The organism is Citricoccus sp. NPDC055426, assembly GCF_040677445.1.
Taxonomy (GTDB): domain Bacteria; phylum Actinomycetota; class Actinomycetes; order Actinomycetales; family Micrococcaceae; genus Citricoccus.
This window is the reverse complement of sequence record NZ_JBFARZ010000011.1, coordinates 1-24,118: the sequence shown is the minus strand read 5'-3', so window position 1 is coordinate 24,118 and position 24,118 is coordinate 1. Positions and strand designations below refer to the sequence as shown.

Sequence of the window (24,118 nt, the reverse complement as noted above, 5' to 3'; positions counted from 1 at the left end):
CCCGCGCCGAAGCCATTCCCGTTCCCGCGACCGAACGACACCTGAGTTGGTACGCGCGGCCCCTCGGCGCGGCGTGGATGCTCCTGGTGACCGGGCTGATCGGCCTGTACGGCACCCTCATGCTGGTCATGGAGCGGGTGATGCTGTGGAACGATCCGGACCACATCACCAGTTGCGACCTGAACCCCTGGGTGTCCTGCGGCGAGGTGATGAAGACCTGGCAGTCGCAGCTGTTCGGCTTTCCCAACCAATTCATCGGCATGGTGGCGTTCCCGATCGTCCTCACCATCGCGATGGCCCTGTTCGCCCGCGCGCGCTTCGCCCGCTGGTACTGGATCGGGATGAACGTGGGGGTGCTGGCCGGATTCGTCTTCATCGTGTGGCTGTGGAGTCAGGCCGTCTATGACATCAACATCCTGTGCCTGTACTGCATGGTGGTCTGGGCGGGGATGATCCCGATGTTCGTCCTGCTCACCTCCCGCAACCTCCAGCACGGCGTCATCCCGTCGACCGCCAGGGTGCGGAGGTTCGCCGCCGAGTGGAGCTGGCCGATCATCGTGCTGCTCTACGTGGGGGTCCTCGCCTCGATCATGCTGCGCTTCTCGAGCGCCTTCTTCTGATCCGGGGTGGTCAGCCGAGCAGGGTGACGAGGTCGGTGCGCAGGGTCGCCGGGTCCATGTCCGGGCGGGGCTCGGTCACGTAGATCTCCCAGAACGGCAGGGCCGGCTCGTGGCCCGCCGCCGAGACCTCGTGCATGAAGGAGCCCCAGGCCGCGCCCAGCCCGTCAAAGGAACCCAGGTGGGAGACGATCGCGATGCGGCCCGCCGGCAGCCGGGAGGGGCGCAGCGCCAACCCCGAGGCCGACGTCAGCTGGTCCGCCGGGGCGCGGTCCACCGGGAGGCCGACCTCCATGTCCACCGTGTCCGCCGGCATACGCGTGTGCAGCGCGAAGGCCGGGCCCACCGGCTGGATGCCCTGGGCTTCGAGAGCCGGGAACAGTGCGGTGAAGGTCGAGTCGAAGGCTGCCGCCATCTCCGCCATCGGGTGGTCGGTGAAGGTGCTCACGACCGTGGGCACCTCCGGCGCCTCGAGCACCGTCACCTCGGTGTAGGGCTCGGCCAGGAAGTACGGGGTCTCGTGGGTGCTCATGCGACGAGGCTAGGCCCGTTCACACCACAGGACCACTCCGAAACTGCGGCCCGGTGACCGGACGGACCGGGGGCTGACCGGACCGACCGGGGGGGCTGACCGGGAACACTGGTTCGGCCGACTCCTGCACAGCCGCCGGGGCATCCGGCTCTGTCCACGGCGGGGCGCCCGGCCCGACGAACCCGGCCCAGGTTCGGCCACGATGGCCGGGTGGGCGCCACCGAACCGAACCGTGTGAGGCAGGACCCCCTGCTGGTCTCCTGCCGCGAATCCGAGAACCGCCGTTCCGCCAGCACGTGGCGGCGGGCCGTGGAGCGGGGTGACGCCCTGCGCCTCGCCCCCGGGGTCTACTGCCGGACCGAATCCTGGTTCCGGCACGCCCCATGGGACCGCTATCTGATCGGCGCCGTGGCCCATGCGCTCTCCCGCCAGGAGCCTGCCGTCTTCGTGGGCCTCACCGCCCTGTTGCTCCGGGGGCTCCCGACCGCCGAGGTCCCTCCACACCTCGAGGTCCGGGCGGGTTCTGCCGGCCGGGCCGGGGTAGCCCGCCCGCCGAAGCTCTACCGGGACGGCAACGAGCGGATGCAGGTCTATCTCGGGCATCTCCAGAACGCAGGACGGGAGTTCAACGGCTCGTTCCCCGTCCTGCCGACAACCCGCCGGCGCTGGACGAGCCGCCCGATGTCCGCAGAGCCGGAGTCGGTCGAGGTCCGACTCTCCGAGGGGACCGTGGTGGGCACCGTCCTCTGCGCACCACTCCTCCATGCCCTGAGCGAGGTCCTCATCCATGAGCCGCTCATGGTCTCCACGGCGCCGGCGGATGCCGTCAAGCGACGCCACGGTGCGTGGGCGACGACCTTCTCTGAACGGGCCGAACCACTGATGACCACGACGACCGCCCACCGCCGATTCCAGGCAGCGTGGTCCTTCGCTGACGGCCGCGCGGAGTCTCCGGGTGAGTCCCTGAGCCGGGCGACCATCCATGAACTGGGGTTCGTGGTCCCCGAACCCCAACGTGATCTCCATGACCAGGCGGGTCGCTGGATCGCGCGGGTCGACAACTGGTGGGAGGGGATCACGCTGGCCGGAGAGTTCGACGGCGAGACCAAGTACTCGGAAGCCCTCCGGAAGCCCGGCGACTCCTGGCAGGACGTCCTGGTCCGCGAGAAGGAACGGGAGGATGCGATCCGACGTACCGGCGCGGGAGTGATGCGTTGGGTGTGGAAGGACGTCCGGAACCTGCCACGATTCGAGCGCCTGTTCGTGCACCACGGGGTGCCCCGGCGCGCAGACTGAGACTCGGGAGGGACCGAGAAGGGACCCGGGAGGCCCTCAGGAGGCAGCCGGAAACACAACGTCATCCGATTCCACGCATCGGGGCCGGGAAACGACCACCAGGATGCGTGGAATCGGATGACATCGCACCGGGCCCTCGCGCTGAGGCGCTCTGTGGCTCAGACGAACCCGGCGCTCAGTGGCTCAGGCGAATCGGCGAACCCGGCGCTCAGCAACTCACGCGAACCAGAGGCCCAGCTCACGGGTGGCGGACTCGGTCGAGTCGGAGCCGTGGACGAGGTTCTTCTGCACGGACTCGCCCCAGTCGCGGCCGAGGTCGCCGCGGATGGTCCCCGGGGCCGCGGTGGTGGGCTCGGTGGTACCGGCCAGGGAGCGGAACCCCTCGATCACGCGGTGTCCCTCGACGCGGGCGGCCACCACCGGGCCGGACCCCATGAACTCCACCAGGGGCTCGAAGAAGGGCTTGCCCTCGTGCTCGGCGTAGTGCTGCACGAGCAGCTCCCGGCCCGGCACCAGCATGGTCAGGTCGGTGACGGTGTATCCCTTGGCCTCGATCCGGGCCAGGATCTGGCCGGTCAGGTTGCGGGCCACGCCGTCGGGCTTGATCAGGACGAGGGTCTCTTCAACGGTGGTGCTCACGAATGCTCCTTGATGTGCGGGACGGTTGTGCGGGACGGTTTCTCCGGGTCCAACCCTAACGGGGCACGACCGGTCCTTCCGTCAGGCCCCGTCCGGATGCTCTTCGCGCCAGCGGGCCTCCGCCTCGGCGCGCTGGACGTTCTCGCGGTCGATCTGTCCGCCCTTGGTCACGGCGTACCACCAGGCGAGCCCGAAGCCGACCCCCACGATCGCCATCGTGTACTCGATGAACGCGGAGGCCACCAGCAGGATCTGGATGGCCCAACCGATCCAGAGGCCCACCGGCTTCCGGACGAGCGCACAGTCCAGGATGGCCACGACGGCCAGGACCAGGGAGATCGTCAGGATCCAGGGCGCCATCGTGGTGCCCCGGTTCGCGCCGAACATGGCCAGTCCGAAGAAGACCAGGACCAGGGCCTCCATCACGAGGACGGAGGATGTGAAGGTCGCCCGGATGGAGCGGGCCTTCTTGCGCTGCCCGGGGGTCCAGGCGCGCTGGGACCTGGACTCGCGCGCCGGCCGCCAGGTCTCGCGCTGGCCGTCCGTCTGGTCACCGCTCATGGTCCCCGCCCTCCTCGAAGATGTCCTCGAACTCCTCTTCGTCCTCATCCAGCCCGTCGCCCAGCTCCAGGCCGAAATCGTCAAACACGTCCACGGCGGTGGGCACGGCCACCACCTCGGGCGTCGTCGGTCCGGACGATCCGCCCGCAGGGGCACCCAGCAGCTCCCGGGCCTCCGCCACGAGGGTGATGGAGCCGGTGATCAGTACCCCGCCGCCCAGCCCGGACGCGTCGCCGCCCTCCACCGCCTCGGCGCGGCCCACGGCCCACTCGATGGCGTCCGGGAGGGACTCTGTGGCGAAGAGGTCGTCCTCCGGCCAGCCGGCGTCCAGGGCCAGCTGCGCCAGTTCGCCGGCCGGGATGGCCCGCGGCGAGTCGGACTGCGTCAGGCACAGGTCCTCCACCTCGTCGCCGAACCGACGGTAGAGCTCCGTCAGCATGGACAGGGCGTCCTTCTCCTGCAGGATCCCCACCACGAGGACCAGCTTCTCCAGGCCGAAGGCCTCCTGCAGCGCGCCGGCGGTGGCCTTGATCCCCGCGGGGTTGTGCGCGGCGTCCACCACGATGGTCGGTGCCTTCCGCAGCACCTCCAACCGGCCCGGGGCCGCCACCTGTGCCACGCCTTCGGCCAACAGGTCGAACGACAGCGGGGTCTCTGGCCCGAAGAACGCCTCGAGCGCGGCGATCGCCAGGGCCAGGTTCTCCGCCTGGTGCCCGCCGTGCAGCGGCAGGGTCAGGTCCGGGTAGCGCCCGGCGATGCCCTGCACGGAGACCTGCTGGCCGCCGACGGCGACGGAGCGGGACTCGACCCCGAAGTCCACGCCCTCGAACCGGAAGCCGGCTCCGGCGGCCCGGGCCGCATCCAGCAGCACCTGCGCGGCGTCCGGGTCCTGGGCCGCGGAGACGAGGAATCCGCCGGGCTTGATGATGCCGGCCTTCTCCTCGGCGATCTCCGCCTCGGAATCCCCGAGCAGGTCGCTGTGGTCCAGCGAGATCGGTGTCACCACGGACACCACGGCATCCGCCACGTTGGTGGCGTCCGTGATCCCGCCGAGGCCGACCTCGAGCACCACCACGTCCACGGGTTCGTCCGCGAAGACGGCGAAGCCCAGGACGGTCACGGCCTCGAAGTAGGTCAGCCGGACCTCCCCGGCCGCCTCGAGCTCGGCGTCCACCACCTGCACCATCGGCAGGATCTCGTTCCAGATCCGCACGAAGGTGTCGTCCTGGACGGGGGCGCCGTCGATGCTGATGCGCTCGGTCACCGAGCTCAGATGCGGCGAGGTGTACCGCCCCGTGCGCAGCCCGTAGGCGCGCAGCACCGACTCGATGATCCGCGCTGTGGAGGTCTTGCCGTTGGTCCCGGTCAGGTGGATGACCGGGGCGGCGCGCTGCGGTTCGCCGAGCAGTTCCATGGCCCGGAACATCGGGCCCATGCGCGGCTCCATCTTGTTCTCCGGGGCCCGCGCGAGCAGGTCACGGTAGACGTCCTCCACCGACTGGGGCGCCTGGGGCGTCTGGCTCATGCTTCCACCTTCTCCACAGTGACCTTCTCGACCGTGACCCGCACGGTCTTGGTCGCGTCGTCCGCCGGGTCCCGGCGCGGATCCTGCTCACCGGAGTCCTGAAGCACCAGTTCCAGGGTCAGGGTCTCGTTCGAGACGAGGTCCCGGTGCGCCTCGACAGCCTGCACGACGGCGGCCGGCCCGGTGATCTCGGTCCGCACCCGGTCCGACACCTGCAGCCCGGCGTCCTTGCGGGCCGCCTGCACGGCGCGGATCACGTCGCGCGCGGTGCCCTCAGCGGCCAGTTCAGCCGGCACGCCCGTGTCCAGGACCAGGAAGCCGCCGGGCACCACGGTGACGGCCTGCGCCTGGCCCGCGCCGCCGTCGTCGGTTCCGGCCCCGGCTGCCGCGCCGGAGGCACCCACAGTGGTCTCGAGGGAGTACTCCCCCTCCTGCAGCGCGATCCCGCCGGCCACCACCGAGCCGTCCTCGGCTTGCGACCAGTCGCCGGACTTGGCGCCCTTGAGGGCCACCTGCACCTGCTTGCCCAGCCGCGGCCCGGCCGCGCGGGCGTTGACGGACAGGGACTGGCTGATGCCGAAGTCCGCCGCGGAGACCTCGTCGGCGTCCAGCAGCCGCACCTCCTTGAGGTTCAGCTCGTCCTTGATGATCTCCGTGTAGGCCCCGGTCAGAGAGGCGGCATCCGGGACCACCACGGTGAGGGACTGCAGGGGCAGCCGGACGCGGCGCTTGGCGCCCTTGCGCAGGGAGGACCCGGCGGAGGCGATGCGGCGCACGGTCTCCATCCGCTCCACGCTGGCCTCGGCCGCCGCCTCGGCGCCGTCCTGGGAGCCGTCCTGGGAGTCGGCGCCGAAGCCGGAGAAGAACGGGGTGGGATCCGGGTAGTCGCTCAGGTGGACCGAGCGGCCCCCGGTCAGCCCGCGCCAGATCTCCTCGGCCACGAGCGGCATCAACGGCGCGGCCGCCCGGCAGAAGGCCTCCAGGCAGGTGAAGAGCACGTCCAGGGCCTGGGTGTCCTCGTCGAAGAACCGCTGGCGCGAGCGGCGCACGTACCAGTTGGTCAGGGTGTCCGTGTAGGCGCGCAGGGCGTCCGTGGCGTCGGAGACCTCGTAGGCGTCCATGCCGGTCTTGACCTCGCGCAGCATCCGCCCGGTGGCGGCCAGCAGGTACTGGTCCAGGGGGTCGGTGGACTCGTACCGCGGTTGGGCGCGGTAGCCGGCGGGCCGGGCACTGCCGTCTGCGGACCGGCCGCGGGCGGAGTTGGCGTAGAGGCTGAAGAAGTGCCACACGTTCCAGGCCGGCAGCAGCACCTGGCGGGTGCCCTCGCGGATCCCCTCCTCGGTGACCACGAGGTTGCCGCCGCGCAGGATCGGCGAGGCCATCAGGAACCAGCGCATGGCGTCCGAGCCGTCCCGGTCCAGCACCTCCGAGACGTCGGGGTAGTTCTTCAGCGACTTGGACATCTTCTGCCCGTCTGAGCCCAGCACGATCCCGTGGCTGATGACGTTGGAGAACGCCGGCCGGTCGAACAGGGCGGTGGAGAGCACGTGCATGGTGTAGAACCATCCGCGCGTCTGGCCGATGTACTCCACGATGAAGTCGGCCGGGTGGTGGCCGGAGTCGAACCAGTCGCGGTTCTCGAAGGGGTAGTGCACCTGGGCGTAGGGCATGGAACCGGAGTCGAACCAGACGTCCAGCACGTCCTCAACGCGCCGCATGGTCGCCCCGGCGGCGGCGGCCTCCGGGTCCGGGTGGGGGCGGGTCAGCTCGTCGATCCAGGGCCGGTGCAGGTCCACCTCGCCGGCCGCGTTGCGCGGCAGCCGGCCGAAGGCCTCCTGGATCTCGGCGAGTGAGCCGTGGACCTCCTGCAGCGGGTAGTCCGGGTGGTCGGACTCCCAGACGGGGATCGGGGACCCCCAGTAGCGGTTCCGGGAGATCGACCAGTCGCGGGCGTTCTCGAGCCACTTGCCGAACTGTCCGTGCTTCACGTTGGACGGGATCCAGTTGATGTCCTCGTTCAGCTCGACCATGCGGTCCTTGAACGCGCTGACGGACACGTACCAGGAGGTGATGGCGCGGTAGATCAGCGGGGTGCGGCACCGCCAGCAGTGCGGGTAGGAGTGCTCGTAGGAGGTCTCCCGGACCAGCTTGCCTTCCGCCCGCAGGGCCCGGATGATGCTGCGGTTGGCCTCGAAGACCTGGACCCCGGCGACGTCCTGCAGCACGCCGCCGCCGCGGTCCCCGTCCCCGAACAGGGGCAGGAATCTCGCCCCCTCGTCCACGGAGAGGATCACGGGGATCCCGTTCGCCTCGCAGACCCGCTGGTCGTCCTCGCCGTAGGCGGGGGCCTGGTGCACCACTCCGGTGCCGTCCTCGGTGGTCACGTAGTCGTCCACCAGCAGCTGCCACGCGTTCTGCGTCCCGTACGCCTCGTGATCAGTGAAGTAGCTGAACAGCGGCTCGTAGGTGAGGCCGGCCAGCCGGCCCCCCGCGTAGGTGGCCGTGACCGCCTCGGTGATGGCGCCGGCGTCGGGATAGCCCAGCTGGGCGGCGTGCGCGCCGAGCAGGTCCGCGGCCAGCAGGTACCGGTGGCCGGCCACGGACTCGTCCGCGTCCGGTCCGGCCGGGACCACGGCGTAGGTGAAGTCCGGCCCGACGACGAGGGCCTGGTTGGTCGGCAGGGTCCAGGGGGTGGTGGTCCAGGCGAGCACCCGCACGCCGGTGAGCTCGGCGGCCAGGCCCGGCTCAGCCGCATCAGGCCGGGCGCCCGTCACCGGGAAGGCCACCGTGACCGAGGGGTCCTGGCGGGACTTGTAGACGTCGTCGTCCATCCGCAGCTCGTGATTGGACAGCGGCGTCTCGTCCTTCCAGCAGTACGGCAGCACCCGGAAGCCGCGGTAGGTCAGGTCCTGGGAGTGCAGGGACTTGAAGGCCCACAGCACGGACTCCATGAACTCGGGGTTCAGGGTCTTGTAGTCGTTCTCGAAGTCGACCCAGCGGGCCTGCCGGTTGACGTAGTCCTTCCACTGGTCCGTGTACTTCAGCACGGAGGCGCGGCAGGCGTCATTGAACCGGTCGATGCCCATGGCCTCGATCTGGGCCTTGTCCGTCATGCCCAGCTGCTTCATGGCCTCGAGTTCGGCGGGCAGCCCATGGGTGTCCCAGCCGAAGCGGCGCTCCACGCGGCGGCCCTGCTGGGTCTGGTAGCGGGCCACCAGGTCCTTGACGTATCCGGTGAGCAGGTGTCCGTAGTGCGGCAGGCCGTTGGCGAAGGGCGGTCCGTCGTAGAACACGAACTCGTTGGGCGAGCCGTCCTCGTGCTCCGCGGGACGGGCGTCGATGGAGGCCTGGAAGGTGCCGTCCGCCTCCCAGTACCTCAGGATGCGCTCCTCGATCTGGGGGAAGCGCGGCGAAGCGGGGGTGCCGGCGCCGGTGGCGTCCGGATCAGAGCTGGCGAGGGGGTACACGGGGCGTTCCATCCTTGCGTGAGGTCGACTGTGGTGCTGGTCTGCTCTTGCTGCAAGGACGCCTGGGCCGGTCCGGCCTCAGGAAGAGGCCGGGGACGACGGCGGCGCGGTACCACCCTGCTTGCCGTCCCCTTCCCGGTGGTGCCGGGAGGCGGGGGCGGCCGCTCGTGACAGCTGTGACGGGCTGACCCGTCCGGTTCTACTGGGGCTGAGAGCCTGTTCTTCCGGAAGCTCGCCGGTGATGGCCGGGTCGACGCTGGTGGGTATTCGAGATGCTGGGCCCGATTCTACGCCTTTTCCCCGGCGGGAGGGGACGACGGTGCGGACGGCTTCTCCCGCGAGGAGTCGAAGTACTCGACCACCGCGGTGAGCACCCCGGCCAGGACGGCGTAGGTGGCCCGGGGGCGGCGAGCGCCCAGCCTGGCGACGAACGCCTCCGCCCAGCGGTCCGAGACCGCCGTGAACCAGATGGCCCCGGCGGCGGCACCGCCGGCCAGGGCCCCCACGGCCAGCGGCCGGCCCACGCGCCCCAGGGTGGAGGACTCCGGCACGGGCTCGCCCTGGACCTCGGCCTCGCGCTCGGCCCGGTCCCCGGCCAGCACCACGCCGCCGGCCGTCAGGGTGGCGACCACGCCGCCGGTCCACAGCACGAGCGGTGCCCTCGGGATCCGCCAGAGGGGGATCGCCGAGACGGCCCCCGTGGCCAATCCCATGCCGAGCGCCCGGCGCAGTCTCGGGGTGTTCTCCATGCTCAATCCTCCTGCGTCCTGATGACCTTGAACTGGGCGGCCTGGGCCACCGGGCGCAGCACGATCTGGTCCAGGTTGACGTGGTGCGGCACGGTGACGGCGTAGCTGCACACGTCCGCCACGTCCTCGGCCGTGAGCGGGGACTCCACGCCCGCGTAGACCTTGTCGGCCCCCTGCTGGTCGCCCCGCAGCCGGTTGCGGGTGAACTCCTCGGTGTGCACCATCCCCGGCAGCACCTCCACGACCCGCACGTTGTGCTCGGCCTCCTCGAGTCGCAACGCGCCGACCAGGCCGTGCTGGGCCATCTTGGCCGCGTTGTACCCGGCCCCGCCCTCGTAGCTGGCCAGGGCCGCCGTCGAGGTCAACACCAGCACGGTGCCGTGGCCGGTGGCCCGCAGCATCGGCAGGAAGGCCTGCGTGGTGTTCAGGGTGCCGGCCACGTTGACCCGGTACATCCAGTCCCAGTCCTCGGGCCGGCCCTCGGCCACGTGGTCCGTGCCGAGGGCGCCGCCGGCGATGCACAGCAGGGTGTCCGCTCCCCCACCGTCCCGGACCGCCTTCGCGGCCCGGTCCACCTGGTCCCGGTCGGCGACGTCCACGGCCAGGGGGACGACGGTGCCGGTCCCGGCGGGCACCTGGGCGGCCAGGGACTCGAGGCGCTCCGCCCGGCGGGCGAGGGCGAAGACGGTCCATCCCTCGGCGGCCAGCTGGGCGGCGGTGGCCCGGCCGATGCCGGATGAGGCCCCGGTCACGACGGCGGAGCGGTGCGGTTGAGCGTTCATGCCCCCACCCTAGTCAGGTGCGTCACAGCGCCGCGAACTGCTTGGTGGGGTTGAGGATGCCGAGGGGGTCCACGGCGTCCTTGATGACGCGGTGCAGGTGCCGGCTGCCCTCGTCCAACTCCCGGGCCAGCCAGCCGCTCTTGAGGGAGCCGACCCCGTGCTCGCCGGTGATGGTGCCGCCGAGCTCCAGACCGATCGCCATGATCTCGTCGAAGGCCTCGTGGGCCAGGCGCACGGACTCCTGGTCCGCGGCGTCGAAGAAGACGGCGGGATGCATGTTGCCGTCACCGGCGTGGGCGACCACCGCGATCATCAGCCCGGTCCGCTCGCGGACGACGTCCAGCCGGTCGTAGAACTCCGGGATCCTGGTGCGGGGCAGGCAGACGTCGTCCAGCAGCTGCCCTCCCCCGTGGTCGTGCGAGTACCGCTCGAAGGCCGGGTGGGCCATCCGGCGGGCCGCCACGAGGGCGTCGCTGTCCTCGGGGTCGTCGCTGAAGGCCACGTCCAGGGCCTGATTCCGTTCGGCGACGGCGGCGAACTCGGCGACCTCCCGGGCCGCCTCGGCCGCCACCCCGTCCCCGTCCGACTGCATCAGCAGCAGGGCGCCGGCCTGCTCGTCCAGCCCGAAGTCGCCGAAGCGGTTGAGCAGGTCCAGCGAGATCCGGTCCATGGACTCCATGAGGGAGGGGCGGGCGCCGGCCCCCATGAACTCGGCGACGGTGCTGGCCGCGGCCCGGGCGTTCGGGAAGGTGGCCACGGCGGTCAGCGGCGGCGGCAACAGCGGAACCAGCCGGAGGGTGGCCTCCACGATCACCCCGAGGGTGCCCTCGGAGCCGACGAACAGGCGGCACAGGTCCAGCCCGGCCACCCCCTTGGCGGTCTTGGTGCCCAGCCGGGTGAGGGTGCCGTCGGCCAGGACCACGGCGATCTCACGGACGTAGTCCCGGGTGACGCCGTACTTCACGCAGCACAGCCCGCCGGCGTTCGTGGCGAGGTTGCCGCCGATCGAGGAGATCGCCACGGACCCGGGGTCCGGCGGGTAGGACAGCCCGTGCGGGGCCAGTGCGTCCTTCAGGTCCTGGTTGATGATCCCGGGTTCCACGGTCACGGTCTGCTCGGCCGCGTTGACCTGCAGGATCCGGTCCATCCTCTCGACCGAGAGCAGCAGGCAGCCGTCCACCGCGTTCGCCCCGCCGGAGATCCCCGAGCGGGCGCCCTGCGGCACCACGGGGACCCGGTGCCTGGAGGCCCAGCGCAGGGTGGCCTGCACGTCCTGCACGGTGCGGGCCCGGACCAGGGCCAGGGCCGTGCCGACGGCCGCGAAGGGGGCCTCGTCCCGGGCGTGGGAGGAGACCACGTCCGGGTCCGTGCTCAGCGCGCCCTCGGTGAGTTCCGGCGTGAGCTTCGCGGCAAGATCCTCGAGCAGCTCCCGGATGCCGGCCGGCTCCGCGCTCATGAGGCCTTCTCCCGCAGGTGATCGCGCAGCACCACGGCCTGGTTGTTCTCGGTGTCCTTCGCGGCGTACAGCAGCACGAGGTCATTCTTGCGGGAGTCTCTCCAGCGCTCCAACAGGGCCTCCACGGCCGGTGCGCCGCCGCCGTCGGGCTCCTCCGGGTCTGCGGGGTCCTCCAGCTCGGCCGCGTACCGCCGGCGGAAGGAGGCGAAGCGGTCCGGATCGTGGTGGAAGTCCTTCCGGAGCTCGGCGGAGGGGGCCACCGCCTTGCACCACTCGTCGAGCTCGAGATCGGCCTTGGCGATGCCGCGGGGCCAGATCCGGTCGATCAGGACGCGGTACCCGCCGTCCGGGGAGTCGTAGACACGGCGGATGCGGATCTCCGCGGGACGCTGTCCGGATGCTGCTGCCATGTCCCTACCGTAGACCCTGGCCCGGCCCGGGTTCGGGGGTGCGCGGGGGTCATGGGAGAATCGAGACCATGGCTGAACAGACCCCGGGCACAGACACGCCCGCCACCTCTCCGTCCACTGCACCCGCCGTCGCACCCGCCGTGACCGTTCCGGACCGCCCCGGCCTGGAGGGGCTCGAGGACAAGCTCTCCGCCGTCTGGCGCCAGGAGGGCACCTATGCCTTCGAGGCGGACACCACGCGGGAGGCGGTCTACTCGATCGACACCCCGCCGCCGACCGCCTCCGGGTCCCTGCACGTGGGGCACATGTTCTCCTACACGCAGACCGACGTGCTGGCCCGGTACCAGCGGATGACGGGCAAGAACGTGTTCTACCCGATGGGCTGGGATGACAACGGCCTGCCCACCGAGCGCCGGGTGCAGAACTACTACGGGGTGCGCTGCGACCCGACCAGGCCGTACATCGAGGGCTACCGCCCGCCGGAGCAGCCCGCGAAGAACCAACGTGACTGGGACGTGGTGTCCCGCAAGAACTTCATCGAGCTGTGCGAGGAACTGGCCGTGGAGGACGAGAAGGTCTTCGAGGACCTCTTCACCCGGCTGGGACTGTCCGTGGACTGGTCCCTGACCTACCGGACCATCGACGACACGTCCCGCGCCGTCTCCCAACGGGCCTTCCTGCGCAATCTGGCCTCCGGCGACGCGTACATGGCCGAGGCGCCCACCCTGTGGGACGTCACCTTCCGCACCGCCGTGGCCCAGGCCGAGCTGGAGGACCGCGAGGTGCCCGGCGCCTACCACCGGATCCCCTTCTTCACGCCGGACGGGCAGCGGGTGGTCATCGAGACCACCCGGCCCGAGCTGCTGCCGGCCTGCTCGGCCCTGGTGGCCCATCCCGACGACGAGCGGTACCAGGGCCTGTTCGGGACCACCGTGACGTCCCCCCTGTTCGGGGTCGAGGTCGAGGTCCGGGCCCACGGGCTGGCCAAGCCGGACAAGGGCTCCGGCATCGCCATGGTCTGCACCTTCGGCGACCTGACGGACGTCACCTGGTGGCGCGAGCTCGACCTGCCCACGCGCACCGTGGTGGGCCGCGACGGCCGCTTCCATGCCGAGACCCCCGAGTGGATCACCACCGAGTCCGGCCGGGCCGAGTACGTCAAGCTCGCCGGCAAGACCGTGTTCTCGGCCAAGGAGGCCGTGGTGGCGTCCCTGACCGAGGCGGACCTGCTGGACGGCGAGCCGAAGAAGATCACCCACCCGGTGAACTTCTTCGAGAAGGGGGACAAGCCCCTCGAGGTGATCTCCTCCCGCCAGTGGTACATCCGCAACGGCGGGCGGGACGCGCAGCGGCGCGAGAAGCTCGTGGCCCGTGGCCGGCAGCTGTCCTGGCATCCCGAGTTCATGCGGTCCCGGTACGAGAACTGGGTCCAGGGCCTCAACGGTGACTGGCTCGTCTCCCGCCAGCGGTTCTTCGGCGTGCCGATCCCCGTCTGGTACCCGCTGGACGACTCCGGCGAACCGGACTACGACCACCCGATCCTGCCCGCCGAGGACCAGCTGCCGGTGGACCCGGTGGCCGAGGCCGCGCCGGGCTACGAGGACGCCCAGCGGGACGTGCCCGGCGGGTTCACCGGTGACCCGGACGTGCTGGACACCTGGGCCACGTCCTCGCTCACCCCGCAGATCGCCGGGCGGTGGAGCCGGGATGAGGACTTCTTCGCCTCGGTCTTCCCCTTCGACCTGCGCCCCCAGGGCCACGACATCATCCGGACCTGGCTCTTCTCCACCGTGGTACGCGCCGAGTCACTCCAGGACACGGTGCCGTGGAACCACACCGCCCTGTCCGGCTGGATCCTGGACCCGGACCGCAAGAAGATGTCCAAGTCCAAGGGCAACGTGGTGGTCCCCACCGACGTGCTGGACGAGTACGGCTCGGATGCGGTCCGCTACTGGGCCGCCTCGGCCAAGCTCGGTGCGGACACCGCCTACGAGGTCGCGCAGATGAAGATCGGCCGGCGCCTGGCCATCAAGCTGCTCAACGCCTCGAAGTTCGCGCTGAACCTGGGCGCCTCCGTGGCGCACGTGGTACGCACGGCGGAGGACGCCGGGGTCATCACCAACCCCCTGGACCGGGCGCTGATGGTCCGGCTCTTCGACACGATCCAGCAGTCCACCCGGGCCTTCGAGTCCTACGACTACGCGCGGGCCCTGCACCTGACGGAGTCCTTCTTCTGGCAGTTCACCGACGACTACGTGGAGCTGATCAAGGACCGCGCCTACGGCGGTCACGGGGAGGCCGAACAGGACTCCGTGCGGGCCACCCTCGCCACCACCCTGGACGCCCTGCTGCGCCTGCTGGCCCCGTTCCAGCCCTTCGCCACCGAGGAGGTCTGGAGCTGGTGGCAGGCCGGGTCCGTGCACCGCGCCGCCTGGCCGGGGCAGCCGGACCAGATCGTCGGCATCGAGGCGGCGTCCGCCGGAGCCACCGCCGACGTCCTGTCCGCCGTCGCCCTCGCCCTGGGTGGCATCCGCCGGGCCAAGTCCGAGGCCAAGGTGAAGCAGCGCACCGAGGTGCTCTCCGCCGTCGTCACCGCTCCGGAGAACCGCCTGGGGTCCCTGCGGGGCGGGCTGGCCGACCTGAAGGCGGCCGGCAACGTCCGCGAGCTCACCCTGGCGGCCGGAGCCCCCGCGGGCGAGACCGAGGTGCTGGTCTCCGAGGTGGTGCTGCCCGCACCCGAGACCGCGGAGCCCGCCTGACCCCAGACCCGGCCAGTGCACCGCTTGGGGGCCATCTCAGAACCACTCGGTTCTGAGGTGGCCCCCAGGTCTTTCCGGAGCCCGGTGCCGCCCGAGGGTGAAAAGTCGCACGCCGCGTACTGATAAGGCACATACCAGATGGCTGGCGCACCATCCCCCCGACGCCCGTCCTCTACCGCACAGTCTCCGCACCTCATCATGGGAGTTGGATTTCACATGGCGCCACCCACCACCCTTCGTCATGCCCTCGTGGTCGAGGATGACGACGACATCCGCAGTCTGCTCGTCCACACCCTGAACAAGGAGGGCTTCACCGTGACCGAGGCCCCCACGGGCAGCCTGGCCGTCGAGCTAGTCCAGAGCGTCCAACCGGAGCTGGTGACCCTGGACGTCCAGTTGCCGGGGGTGAACGGCTTGGAGGTGTGCCGCCAGCTGCGCGAGCACTCCAACGCCTACGTGGTGATGATCTCGGCCCGGTCCACCGAGACGGACAAGCTCGCCGGACTGGAGGCGGGCGCGGACGACTACCTGAGCAAGCCGTTCAGCACCCGCGAGCTCCGCGCGCGTCGCGGCCCTGTTCCGCCGCCCCCGCATCACGGACTCCGCCCCCGAGCAGTCCGAGCGCGAGCGGGCCGTGGAGGTCCAGCGTGGCCTGCTCCCGGACGCCCCGCCGGACCTGCCCGGCTATGACGTGGCGGCAGCCTTCCAGCCCTCCAGCCTGGTCGGCGGCGACCTCTACGACTGGTACGTCGAGTCGGGCCAGCTGCACCTCACCCTGGCCGATGCGATGGGCAAGGGCATGGGAGCCGCGATGATCGCGGCCTCCGTCCGGGCCACCTTCCGGTCCGTGGCCCTGATGCCGGGCCTGACCAATGCCTTCAACCATGCCGCCGCGGCCCTGTCCAGCGCCCTGGAGAGCTCCGGCTCCTACTCCACCGTCTTCACCATCCGGATGAACCCGGCCAGCGGCCGCCTGTCCTATGTGGACGCCGGCCACGGGATCGCGGCCGTCGTCTCCGCCGACGGGGGAATCCGCCGGCTCGAGGCCGACGGCCCGCCCGTCGGGCTGTGGTTCGAGGACCGGTGGGAGGCGCAGCGTGCCGATCTGTTCCCCGGCGAATCCCTGATCATGGTCTCCGACGGCGTCCTCGACGCGGTCGGAGACCTCGAGGGCACCCTGGCTGCCATGTCGGCGATCGTCCTCGCCAACGCCACCGCCCAGGGCGTGGCCGACGACCTCGCCCGCCTGGCCCAGGACGATCAGGAACACGACGACGTCACGGCCGTGGTGGTCCGACGTGATCCCGAGACCGGCTCCCATTGATCTCCCCACCCCACCGAAGAGAACCTCCGGACGAAAGGAAACACCCCGATGCAGTTCACCGTGGCAAGGCATGACACCTATACGGAGGTGACGGGCGAGGGCCGGCTCAACATGGTGGCCGCCCCGAAGCTCAAGGACGTGATCGCCAGTGAGATCGGAGCCGGATCCCGGCAGATCGTGGTGGAGCTCGGCAAGACGGAGTTCATGGACTCCTCCGGGCTGGGCGCCCTGATCAGCTGCCTGAAGCTGGCCCGCCAGGCCAGCGGAGACCTGCGCATCGCCAACGTCCCGCCACAGGTGCTGATGGTGCTCCAGCTGACCAGCATGGACCGTGTGCTCACCCCCTACCCCGATGCCGCCTCGGCATTCGGCGAAGGCTGAGCCCGATGTCCACGATGGCCCTCCGGCTGCCGGCCGAGCCGCAGACCGTCGACGCGGTCCTGGATCAGCTGGAGCGGCTCTGGCGATGCGCCGGGCACGTCCCCCTCCCCGACCGCATGGCCTTCGACCTGGCCGTGATCGAGACCGTCAGCAACGCCATCCAGCACGGCGTGGCCGATCCGGGCCCGCTGGAGGTCGGCGTGGAGCTCGATGCCCGCGACTCGACGCTGCAGGCCACGATCGTCGAGTACGGCGCGGCCACCCCCGAGCTCCTGGCCGACAGGTCGCGCGCCTGCGACGAGGCGGTCATGGACGCGGCCCAGCAGTTCCTGACCGAGTCGGGACGGGGCCTGGCCCTGATCCGCACGCTGGTCACCATGGGCTTCGAGCGGGTCGGTCCCACCAATGTCTGGCGGTTGTGCCGGCAGATGGGCGTGTAGGTTGGGCGCATGAGCAGACCCGTCCTGATGGCCACCATGCTCGCGGGGATGGGAGCGCTGCACTTCGTCTCCCCCCGCCCGTTCGACGGGCTGATCCCCCGCGCGCTGCCCGGCCCCGCGCGGGCCTGGACGTACGGTTCCGGGGTGGCCGAGCTGGCCGTGGCCGGCCTGCTCGCCGTCCCGGGGACCCGACGCGCGGGCGGCCGGGCCGCGCAGGTGCTCTTCCTGGCCGTGTGGCCCGGCAATTTCTACCACGCCTACCGGGCGCGGAACGCCTCACCGCGGACCAGGGCCATCACCTGGGCGCGATTGCCGCTCCAGGTCCCGATGATCGCCGCCGCCGGGCGCATCGCCGCCGGTCGCTGAGGGCGAGCGGCCCCCAGGGCTCAGCCAGGGCTCAGTCGAACTGCGGGCGCGTGGTCCGGGAACGCTTGATCTCGTAGAAGTAGGGGTAGCCGGCCAGGGTCACGGTCGCATCGAAGATCCGGCCCGCTTCCTCGCCGCGCGGGATGCGGGTCATGACCGGACCGAAGAACGCCGTGCCGTTGAGGGCCACCACGGGGGTTCCCACGTCGTGGCCGACCTGGTCGATGCCCTCCTGGTGCGAGGCGCGCAGCTTCGCGTCCAGGACATCGGTCCGGGCCGCGGCGAGGATGTCCTCGGTCTCGAACCCCAGCTCCTCGAGGGCGCCGCGGACGGCGACCTCGTAGTCCTTCTGGCCCTCGTTGTGGATGCGGGTGCCGACGGCGGTGTAGTACCGGCTCACCGCTCCGTTGCCGTGCCGTTCCCAGACCTGGGTGGCGGCGCGGGCCGGCAGCCAGGCACGGTCCATCATCTCCCGGTAGCCCTCGTCGATGTCCTGCTCCTCGTTCAGCACGGACAGGGACATCACGTGCCAGTTGACGGTGACGGGGCGGACCTTCTCCACCTCCAACATCCACCGGGAGGTGATCCAGGCGAAGGGGCACACGGAGTCGAACCAGAAGTCGACGGTCTCGGTCTCTGCGGACGTGGCGGTGCCAGCGGTTTCAGTCACGGTTGCCTCCAAAGATGGGGTGGTTGCGTTCAGGTGAGGAAGGGGTCAGGCGGACTTGTTGCGCCGCTTGCGCTGGACCTCGCGGGAGATCAGGGTGGCCTCCGCGCCCTCCCGGACCACATCCCCGGTGATGACCACGGTGGCGATGTCCTCGCGGGACGGCAGGTCGAACATGACCGGCTTGAGCACCGCCTCCATGATGGAGCGCAGGCCGCGGGCACCGGTCCCCCGCTCCTCCGCCTGCTCGACCATGGCGTCCAGGGCGGCGTCCTCGAACTGCAGCTCCACGCCGTCCATGAGGAACATCTTCTGGTACTGCTTCACGAGGGCGTTCTTCGGCTGCGTGAGGATGTTGACCAGCTGCTCGTGGTCCAGGTTGTCCACCGTGGTGATGACCGGCAGGCGGCCGATGAACTCCGGGATCAGGCCGAACTTCAGGAGGTCCTCCGGCCGGACGTCCGAGTAGGAGACGTCCCGCTTGCCGATGGTGTTCAGGGGGGCCCCGAAGCCGATGCCCTTGGAACCGGCCCGGGAGGAGATGATCTCATCCAGCCCCGCGAAGGCGCCCGCCACGATGAACAGCACGTTCGAGGTGTCGATCTGGAGGAACTCCTGATGCGGGTGCTTGCGGCCACCCTGCGGCGGGACAGCGGCGGTGGTACCCTCCAGGATCTTCAGCAGGGCCTGCTGGACGCCCTCACCGGAGACGTCCCGGGTGATCGAGGGGTTCTCGGACTTCCGCGAGATCTTGTCGATCTCATCGATGTAGATGATGCCCTGCTCGGCCTTCTTCACGTCATAGTCGGCCGACTGGATGAGCTTGAGCAGGATGTTCTCCACGTCCTCGCCCACGTACCCGGCCTCCGTCAGGGAGGTCGCATCCGCCACGGCGAACGGCACGTTGAGCTTGCGGGCCAGGGTCTGCGCCAGATAGGTCTTGCCGGAGCCGGTGGGGCCCACGAGCAGGATGTTGGACTTGCCGACCTCGACCTCCGCCAGCTCGTCCACCTCCTCGCCGGAACGGTCTGCGAACGACTCGCTCTTCGACTGGGCCGGCTGCTGCCCCGAGCGGATGCGCTTGTAGTGGTTGTAGACCGCCACGGCGAGGGACCGCTTGGCCTCCGACTGCCCGATCACGTACTCCTCCAGGAAGTCGTAGATCTCCTGCGGCTTGGGCAGCTCGATCTCGACGGACTCCGCGACCTCGGAGAGCTCCTCCTCGATGATCTCGTTGCACAGTTCGATGCACTCGTCGCAGATGTAGACGCCGGGACCGGCGATCAGTTTCCGGACCTGCTTCTGGCTCTTTCCACAGAACGAGCACTTCAGCAGGTCGGCGCTCTCACCGATGCGGGCCATGCGGGTATCTCCTCGATAGGGGTCGGGCGGCCAGACGTAACTGCCCGGGGTCGTGCCATTCCAGCTTAGGGGGTGGACACGATAAGGGACTGGACCGCAACGGCGGCACGCACCGGACATGACCTCTCATGCCGGGGTGCGCGCCGCCGTCGGGCTCTGAACGGGCCGGGTCCCAGGGGGACCGGTTCAGTTGGAGAGCTGGGGACGCGAGATCTTGCGGGAGTCCAGCACCTCGTCCACGAGACCGTACTCCTTCGCGCCGGCGGCCGAGAGGAACTTGTCACGGTCGATGTCCTGGCGGATCTGCTCGGCCGTCTTGTTGGTGTGCCCGGCGAGGGTCTCCTCCATCCAGGTGCGGATGCGCAGCAGCTCCTCCGCGTGGATCTGCAGGTCAGTGGCGGTGCCGCGGTCCCCACCCATGGACGGCTGGTGGATCAGCACGCGGGCGTTCGGCAGGGCCAGGCGCTTGCCCGGCGCACCGGCGGCCAGCAGGACCGCGGCGGCGGAGGCCGCCTGGCCGAGGCACACGGTCTGGATCTCCGGGCGGACGAACTGCATGGTGTCGTAGATCGCCGTCATGGCGGTGAACGAGCCACCCGGGGAGTTGATGTACAGGGTGATGTCCCGCTCCGAGTCCATCGACTCGAGCACGAGCAGCTGGGCCATGATGTCATCCGCGGAGACGTCGTCCACCTGTGAACCGAGGAACACGATGCGGTCCTCGAACAGCTTGGCGTACGGGTCGTTGCGCTTGAAGCCGTAGGGCGTGCGCTCCTCGAACTGGGGCAGGACGTAACGGTTGCCCGGCGCCGGCTGGCCGGCACCGGAGGGCATTCCGACGGGGAACTGGTTCATGTCTGGTTTCTCCTGGGCGAAGGGTCTGTGGGCTGGGGTGGACGGTCCTGGGACGGCGAGGGCCGGATCAGGAGTTGTCCACGCCTCCGCCGCCGGACACGGCGCCGGCCCGTTCGGCGATGTGGTCGAAGAACCCGTACTCCAGGCCCTCCGGAGCGGTGAACCACTTGTCCCGCTCGTTGTCCTTGAGGATGGTGTCCACCGTCTGTCCGGTCTGCTCGGCGGTGAGCTCGGCCATGACCTGCTTCATGTGCAGGATCAGCTGGGCCTGGATGCGGATGTCCGACTCGGTGCCGCCGATGCCGCCGGAGGGCTGGTGCATCAGGATGCGGGCGTGCGGGGTGGCGTAGCGCTTGCCCGGGGTGCCGGAGGACAGCAGGAACTGGCCCATGGACGCGGCCATGCCGGTGGCCACCGTCACCACGTCGTTCGGGATGTATTTCATGGTGTCGTAGATCGCCATGCCCGCGGTGATGGAACCACCCGGGGAGTTGATGTACAGGTAGATGTCCTTGTCCGGGTCCTCCGCGGAGAGCAGGAGCATCTGCGAGCAGATGGCGTTGGCGTTCTCATCCATGACCTCGGAACCCAGCCAGATGATGCGTTCCTTGAGCAGACGGTTGTAGATGTAGTCCTCGCGGGCCGCCGGATCTACCGACGCCATACGGGGAGCAGTGGACGATGCGGACATGACGCCCTGCCTTCCTTCAGATGGACTTCTCATGCACCGGTGGCACCTGCTGGTGCGCCGGGGGCATTGACCTTGGATCGAGACTACTGTCCCCGGACGGCCCTGTGTCCCTCCCGGCCCGGCTGTTCGCTGTTGGCGTGGATGGATGCGCTGCCAGCGGAGCGACCTGCCGCCGGCGGACACCGGGGCCGCCCGGACCACCGGGAGGTCCCCGCACAGCAGAACGCCCGGGCCGCACCACGGGAGATCCGTGGTGCGGCCCGGGCGGCCGACCCCCTCAACGGAGGCCGTGCGGGGTCACTCGGCCGAGTCGGACTGCTCCTCGGTGGCCTTCTTGGCCGGGGCCTTCTTCGCGGGAGCCTTCTTGGCGGGCGCCTTCTTGGCCGGAGCCTTCTCGGCGTCAGCCTCGGCCGCCTCGGTGGCCTTCTTGGCCGGAGCCTTCTTCGCCGGGGCCTTCTTGGCGGGCGCCTTCTTGGCCGGAGCCTTCTCGGCGTCAGCCTCGGCCGCCTCGGCCTCGGTGGCCTTCTTGGCCGGGGCCTTCTTCGCCGGAGCCTTCTTGGCGGGCGCCTTCTTGGCCGGAGCCTTCTCCGCGGCCTCCGCCGGGGAGTCCGCTGAATCGGCAGAGTCGGCAGAATCGGCCGAATCCGCGGAGTCTGCAGAATCCGCCGAGTCGGCGGACTCAGCCGAGTCCTCCCCGCCCGGGGTGACGAAGGAGCTCAGGTCCACGGCGTTGCCCGCGGTGTCCGCGACCACGGCGTACTCCAGGACCTTGGCCAGGGCCTTGCGGCGGCGCACCTCGCCCATGATCATCGGGACCTGCCCGGCCTGGTCCAGCATCTGTGCGAACTGGTTCGGATCCATGCCGTACTGCTGGGACGTGGAGATGATGTATTCGATCAGCTCCCCCTGGTCCACGCCGACCTCTTCGGCGTCGGCGACCTTGTCGAGGATGATCTCGTTCCGGAAGGCCTCGCGGGCGTTCTCCTCGACCTCGGCGCGGTGCTCCTCGGTGTCGTGCTCATCGCCCTCGGAGTGGCCCTGGCCGGTGAAGTGCTGCTCGATCTGCTCGGCGACGACCGAGTCCGGAACCGGGACCTCGACCAGCTTCACGAGCTCCTCGAGCACCTTGTCACGGGCCTCGATCCCCTGGCCGGTGACGGCACCCTCGGAGGCCTTCTCCTTGAGGTCGGCCTTCAGCTCCTCGATCGTGTCGAACTCGGAGGCCAGCTGGGCGAAGTCGTCATCCGCCTCCGGCAGCTCGCGCTCCTTGACGGCGCCGAGCACCACCTTGACGGTGGCCTTCTCGCCGGAGTGCTCGCCGCCGGCCAGCGTGGTCTCGAAGACGGCGTCCTCGCCCGCGGACAGCCCCTCCAGGGCCTCATCCATGCCGTCGAGCATGGTTCCGGCACCCACCTGGTAGGAGAGGTCCTCAGCGTGGTCGACCTGCTCGTCGCCGATGGTGGCGGTCAGGGTGAGGGTCACGAAGTCGTCCTTCGCGGCGGGGCGCTCGACGTTCTTGAGGGTGCCGAAGCGGGACCGCAGCTCGTCCAGGGCCTTCTGCTCATCCTCCTCGGAGGCGGCGGCGGGCTCTACCGTGACCTTGAGGCCCTTGTAGTCCGGCAGCTCGATCTCCGGGCGGATGTCCAGCTCAACACTGAACGTCAGCGGCCCTTCGGCCTGGCCGTCCACGCCCGGCATCGAGGTGACCTCGACCTCCGGACGGGACATCGGCGTGGTCTCGGTCTGCGTCAGGGCTTCCTGGTAGAAGTCGTTCAGGCCCTCGTTGACGGCGGTCTCCACCACGTAGCCGCGGCCGATGCGCTGGTCGATGATGCGCGCAGGAACCTTGCCCTTGCGGAAGCCGGGGACCTGGATCTGGTTGGCCACGGTCTTGTAGGCCTGGTCCAGACGCGGCTTGAGGTCCTCGAAGGGGACCTCGACGTCCAGCTTGACCCGGGTCGGGCTGAGGTTTTCTGCGGTGCTCTTGACCACGTGGGACTCCTGTGTGGATTGATCGTCTCGTCTATATGGGCGCGGATGGGCCCGGCCGTCGGGCATCCGGTGAATCAGGCCTCCCCCCGGCAAGAGGGGGAGACCATGACGTCGGGGTGACAGGATTTGAACCTGCGGCCTCACGCTCCCAAAGCGCGCGCTCTACCAAGCTGAGCTACACCCCGCAGACGGCCCGGCCATTTCTGGCCAGAGACCAGTGTACGCATTGGACGCGCCATACTCCGCATTCCTTCGACATTCAACCCTCGCCGCTGTCACCGGCAGGTCCGCGGATGAGCGCTCCACGACCTCTCCGAGGGGTCGAGCCCGCCGCGGCGCCGCGCCGGACCAGCCCGCTTTTGCAGCCCGGTCGAACGGCTTGATAGGATCGTCCTCGCTGTGGGGATGTAGCTCAATGGTAGAGCCCCAGTCTTCCAAACTGGCTACGCGGGTTCGATTCCCGTCATCCCCTCCACTAGGAAACTCGCAGGTCAGGCCGCACTTAGCGGCCTGACCGCGACACCCGGCAACCACCCTTTCCGTTCCCCACGTGGCCTAAAATGGCCTAACCGGGCCGGAAAGGCTGCCTGCCGTGGACGCAGACACCACCCTCACCACCTCCCCGAACACCTCCGCGCCGAGCGACCGCCGCCCGCTGGGACGGCCCGCACGCGACACCCTGGCGATGTACGACGTGACCGCCGCCGAATGGTCCCGCCACCACTTCGGCACCGATCACTGGTCCGGCGACTGGTGCGGCTGTCCTGACGATCGGTGCCGCGGCCACCATCACGACCCGGACGCCCGGTGCGGCTGCCTGACCGCCCTGCTGGACGACGGCGCGGCCTGGCTGACCGGCGGTGCCCGGTGAGCCGCCGGACGCGTCCCGGGGATCGTCGGCGGTCCTTCGGTCAGGTGGCCGTGTTGCCCTCTGGCCGGTTCCGGGCCCGGTACACCGGACCGGACGGCAAGCGACGCACCGGCCCTGCCACGTTCGCCACCCGGGCCGAGGCGGACGCCTACCTGGTGCAGGTGCACGCCGAGATGCTGCGCGGCAACACCCTGGCCGTGGCCCCCACCATGACGACCCTGGCGGACTACGCGGCCGCCTGGCTGCGCACCGCCGCCACCGGGCTGCGCCCCCGCACCCTCGAGCTCTACCAGCGCACCGCCGCCCGCTGGATCATCCCGCAGGTGGGCCGCATCGAGCTGGGCACCCTGCCCCTGTCCGCCCTGACCGTGAGCCT

At 70.1% G+C, this 24,118-nt stretch carries 23 protein-coding genes, 2 tRNA genes and 1 pseudogene; 11 read left to right on the top strand and 15 right to left on the bottom strand.

The window, feature by feature from the left end:
• Positions 1–77: 77 nt before the first annotated feature.
• A complete protein-coding gene (locus AB0K08_RS13980; protein WP_363355616.1) occupies positions 78–620 on the top strand; it encodes a vitamin K epoxide reductase family protein in 543 nt (180 codons plus the stop codon).
• Positions 621–630: 10 nt separating this feature from the next.
• Here the strand turns inward: AB0K08_RS13980 and AB0K08_RS13975 are convergent, their stop codons facing one another.
• A complete protein-coding gene (locus tag AB0K08_RS13975) occupies positions 631–1,149 on the bottom strand; it encodes a GyrI-like domain-containing protein (RefSeq protein WP_363355463.1) in 519 nt (172 codons plus the stop codon).
• Between the two features lie 210 nt (positions 1,150–1,359).
• Between AB0K08_RS13975 and AB0K08_RS13970 the strand changes: the two genes are divergently transcribed.
• Positions 1,360–2,445, top strand: coding sequence for a hypothetical protein (locus AB0K08_RS13970; protein ID WP_363355461.1), 1,086 nt, complete (start codon positions 1,360–1,362; stop codon positions 2,443–2,445).
• 216 nt (positions 2,446–2,661) lie between these two features.
• Here AB0K08_RS13970 and ndk read toward each other — a convergent pair whose 3' ends face one another.
• The 8 genes from ndk to AB0K08_RS13930 form a co-directional block, all read right to left on the bottom strand.
• Positions 2,662–3,084, bottom strand: coding sequence for a nucleoside-diphosphate kinase (gene ndk, locus AB0K08_RS13965; RefSeq protein ID WP_363355459.1), 423 nt, complete (start codon positions 3,082–3,084; stop codon positions 2,662–2,664).
• A gap of 81 nt (positions 3,085–3,165) precedes the next feature.
• On the bottom strand, positions 3,166–3,645 hold the full coding sequence (locus AB0K08_RS13960) for a DUF4233 domain-containing protein (protein WP_363355457.1): 480 nt from the start codon (positions 3,643–3,645) through the stop codon (positions 3,166–3,168).
• On the bottom strand, positions 3,635–5,170 hold the full coding sequence (locus AB0K08_RS13955) for a folylpolyglutamate synthase/dihydrofolate synthase family protein (RefSeq protein ID WP_363355455.1): 1,536 nt from the start codon (positions 5,168–5,170) through the stop codon (positions 3,635–3,637). The genes AB0K08_RS13960 and AB0K08_RS13955 overlap by 11 nt, the downstream gene beginning before the upstream one ends.
• Positions 5,167–8,637, bottom strand: a complete 3,471-nt coding sequence (ileS, locus tag AB0K08_RS13950; RefSeq protein ID WP_363355453.1) for an isoleucine--tRNA ligase — start codon at positions 8,635–8,637, stop codon at positions 5,167–5,169. The genes AB0K08_RS13955 and ileS overlap by 4 nt, the downstream gene beginning before the upstream one ends.
• A 287-nt stretch (positions 8,638–8,924) precedes the next feature.
• On the bottom strand, positions 8,925–9,386 hold the full coding sequence (locus AB0K08_RS13945) for a hypothetical protein (RefSeq protein ID WP_363355451.1): 462 nt from the start codon (positions 9,384–9,386) through the stop codon (positions 8,925–8,927).
• A gap of 2 nt (positions 9,387–9,388) precedes the next feature.
• Complete coding sequence (locus tag AB0K08_RS13940; RefSeq protein WP_363355449.1) at positions 9,389–10,168, bottom strand: SDR family oxidoreductase; 780 nt, start codon at positions 10,166–10,168, stop codon at positions 9,389–9,391.
• A gap of 22 nt (positions 10,169–10,190) precedes the next feature.
• On the bottom strand, positions 10,191–11,624 hold the full coding sequence (locus AB0K08_RS13935; RefSeq protein WP_363355447.1) for an FAD-linked oxidase C-terminal domain-containing protein: 1,434 nt from the start codon (positions 11,622–11,624) through the stop codon (positions 10,191–10,193).
• Complete coding sequence (locus AB0K08_RS13930; RefSeq protein ID WP_363355445.1) at positions 11,621–12,034, bottom strand: DUF488 family protein; 414 nt, start codon at positions 12,032–12,034, stop codon at positions 11,621–11,623. The genes AB0K08_RS13935 and AB0K08_RS13930 overlap by 4 nt, the downstream gene beginning before the upstream one ends.
• Positions 12,035–12,102: 68 nt before the next feature.
• Between AB0K08_RS13930 and valS the strand changes: the two genes are divergently transcribed.
• The 6 genes from valS to AB0K08_RS13900 all read left to right on the top strand — a co-directional run bounded on the left by valS (position 12,103) and on the right by AB0K08_RS13900 (position 17,304).
• Positions 12,103–14,793 carry a valine--tRNA ligase gene (gene valS / locus AB0K08_RS13925; protein WP_363355443.1) on the top strand — a complete coding sequence of 897 codons (2,691 nt, stop codon included), beginning with the start codon at positions 12,103–12,105 and terminating at the stop codon, positions 14,791–14,793.
• A 216-nt stretch (positions 14,794–15,009) separates the two neighbouring features.
• A complete protein-coding gene (locus AB0K08_RS13920) occupies positions 15,010–15,483 on the top strand; it encodes a response regulator (protein WP_363355441.1) in 474 nt (157 codons plus the stop codon).
• Positions 15,428–16,117, top strand: coding sequence for a SpoIIE family protein phosphatase (locus AB0K08_RS13915; RefSeq protein ID WP_363355439.1), 690 nt, complete (start codon positions 15,428–15,430; stop codon positions 16,115–16,117). The genes AB0K08_RS13920 and AB0K08_RS13915 overlap by 56 nt, the downstream gene beginning before the upstream one ends.
• Positions 16,118–16,165: 48 nt before the next feature.
• Positions 16,166–16,498, top strand: a complete 333-nt coding sequence (locus AB0K08_RS13910; protein WP_363355437.1) for an STAS domain-containing protein — start codon at positions 16,166–16,168, stop codon at positions 16,496–16,498.
• Between the two features lie 5 nt (positions 16,499–16,503).
• Positions 16,504–16,938 (top strand): ATP-binding protein, encoded by a 435-nt coding sequence (locus AB0K08_RS13905; protein ID WP_363355435.1) that lies wholly within the window; start codon positions 16,504–16,506, stop codon positions 16,936–16,938.
• A gap of 9 nt (positions 16,939–16,947) precedes the next feature.
• Positions 16,948–17,304, top strand: coding sequence for a hypothetical protein (locus AB0K08_RS13900; protein WP_363355433.1), 357 nt, complete (start codon positions 16,948–16,950; stop codon positions 17,302–17,304).
• A gap of 31 nt (positions 17,305–17,335) precedes the next feature.
• Here AB0K08_RS13900 and AB0K08_RS13895 read toward each other — a convergent pair whose 3' ends face one another.
• The 6 genes from AB0K08_RS13895 to AB0K08_RS13870 form a co-directional block, all read right to left on the bottom strand.
• The gene (locus AB0K08_RS13895; RefSeq protein WP_363355431.1) at positions 17,336–17,974 is read right to left on the bottom strand and encodes a DsbA family protein; all 639 of its coding nucleotides are present in this window, start codon (positions 17,972–17,974) and stop codon (positions 17,336–17,338) included.
• Positions 17,975–18,019: 45 nt separating this feature from the next.
• Positions 18,020–19,333 (bottom strand): ATP-dependent Clp protease ATP-binding subunit ClpX, encoded by a 1,314-nt coding sequence (clpX, locus tag AB0K08_RS13890; RefSeq protein ID WP_363355429.1) that lies wholly within the window; start codon positions 19,331–19,333, stop codon positions 18,020–18,022.
• Between the two features lie 186 nt (positions 19,334–19,519).
• Complete coding sequence (locus tag AB0K08_RS13885; RefSeq protein ID WP_363355427.1) at positions 19,520–20,188, bottom strand: ATP-dependent Clp protease proteolytic subunit; 669 nt, start codon at positions 20,186–20,188, stop codon at positions 19,520–19,522.
• A gap of 67 nt (positions 20,189–20,255) precedes the next feature.
• Positions 20,256–20,852 (bottom strand): ATP-dependent Clp protease proteolytic subunit, encoded by a 597-nt coding sequence (locus AB0K08_RS13880; RefSeq protein WP_363355614.1) that lies wholly within the window; start codon positions 20,850–20,852, stop codon positions 20,256–20,258.
• A 324-nt stretch (positions 20,853–21,176) separates the two neighbouring features.
• Entirely contained in the window at positions 21,177–22,871 is a 1,695-nt protein-coding gene (tig, locus tag AB0K08_RS13875; RefSeq protein WP_363355425.1) for a trigger factor, read from the bottom strand.
• A 111-nt stretch (positions 22,872–22,982) separates the two neighbouring features.
• Positions 22,983–23,056, bottom strand: a tRNA-Pro gene (locus tag AB0K08_RS13870).
• Between the two features lie 216 nt (positions 23,057–23,272).
• Between AB0K08_RS13870 and AB0K08_RS13865 the strand changes: the two genes are divergently transcribed.
• The 3 genes and pseudogenes from AB0K08_RS13865 to AB0K08_RS13855 all read left to right on the top strand — a co-directional run.
• Positions 23,273–23,346: transfer RNA gene (locus tag AB0K08_RS13865), tRNA-Gly, on the top strand.
• Between the two features lie 117 nt (positions 23,347–23,463).
• Positions 23,464–23,742 carry a hypothetical protein gene (locus tag AB0K08_RS13860; RefSeq protein WP_363355423.1) on the top strand — a complete coding sequence of 93 codons (279 nt, stop codon included), beginning with the start codon at positions 23,464–23,466 and terminating at the stop codon, positions 23,740–23,742.
• A gap of 50 nt (positions 23,743–23,792) precedes the next feature.
• Positions 23,793–24,118: pseudogene (locus AB0K08_RS13855) on the top strand (site-specific integrase); the annotation flags it as partial.

What these genes read in the sequence shown, in the direction of transcription:
- AB0K08_RS13980 (WP_363355616.1), top strand. Translation starts at nt 78, where the DNA reads ATGCTCCTGGTGACCGGGCTGATCGGCCTGTACGGCACCCTCATGCTG.
- AB0K08_RS13975 (WP_363355463.1), bottom strand. Translation starts at nt 1,149, where the DNA reads ATGAGCACCCACGAGACCCCGTACTTCCTGGCCGAGCCCTACACCGAG.
- AB0K08_RS13960 (WP_363355457.1), bottom strand. Translation starts at nt 3,645, where the DNA reads ATGAGCGGTGACCAGACGGACGGCCAGCGCGAGACCTGGCGGCCGGCG.
- AB0K08_RS13955 (WP_363355455.1), bottom strand. Translation starts at nt 5,170, where the DNA reads ATGAGCCAGACGCCCCAGGCGCCCCAGTCGGTGGAGGACGTCTACCGT.
- AB0K08_RS13945 (WP_363355451.1), bottom strand. Translation starts at nt 9,386, where the DNA reads ATGGAGAACACCCCGAGACTGCGCCGGGCGCTCGGCATGGGATTGGCC.
- AB0K08_RS13940 (WP_363355449.1), bottom strand. Translation starts at nt 10,168, where the DNA reads ATGAACGCTCAACCGCACCGCTCCGCCGTCGTGACCGGGGCCTCATCC.
- AB0K08_RS13935 (WP_363355447.1), bottom strand. Translation starts at nt 11,624, where the DNA reads ATGAGCGCGGAGCCGGCCGGCATCCGGGAGCTGCTCGAGGATCTTGCC.
- AB0K08_RS13930 (WP_363355445.1), bottom strand. Translation starts at nt 12,034, where the DNA reads ATGGCAGCAGCATCCGGACAGCGTCCCGCGGAGATCCGCATCCGCCGT.
- valS (WP_363355443.1), top strand. Translation starts at nt 12,103, where the DNA reads ATGGCTGAACAGACCCCGGGCACAGACACGCCCGCCACCTCTCCGTCC.
- AB0K08_RS13920 (WP_363355441.1), top strand. Translation starts at nt 15,010, where the DNA reads ATGGCGCCACCCACCACCCTTCGTCATGCCCTCGTGGTCGAGGATGAC.
- AB0K08_RS13910 (WP_363355437.1), top strand. Translation starts at nt 16,166, where the DNA reads ATGCAGTTCACCGTGGCAAGGCATGACACCTATACGGAGGTGACGGGC.
- AB0K08_RS13905 (WP_363355435.1), top strand. Translation starts at nt 16,504, where the DNA reads ATGTCCACGATGGCCCTCCGGCTGCCGGCCGAGCCGCAGACCGTCGAC.
- AB0K08_RS13900 (WP_363355433.1), top strand. Translation starts at nt 16,948, where the DNA reads ATGAGCAGACCCGTCCTGATGGCCACCATGCTCGCGGGGATGGGAGCG.
- clpX (WP_363355429.1), bottom strand. Translation starts at nt 19,333, where the DNA reads ATGGCCCGCATCGGTGAGAGCGCCGACCTGCTGAAGTGCTCGTTCTGT.
- AB0K08_RS13885 (WP_363355427.1), bottom strand. Translation starts at nt 20,188, where the DNA reads ATGAACCAGTTCCCCGTCGGAATGCCCTCCGGTGCCGGCCAGCCGGCG.
- AB0K08_RS13880 (WP_363355614.1), bottom strand. Translation starts at nt 20,852, where the DNA reads ATGGCGTCGGTAGATCCGGCGGCCCGCGAGGACTACATCTACAACCGT.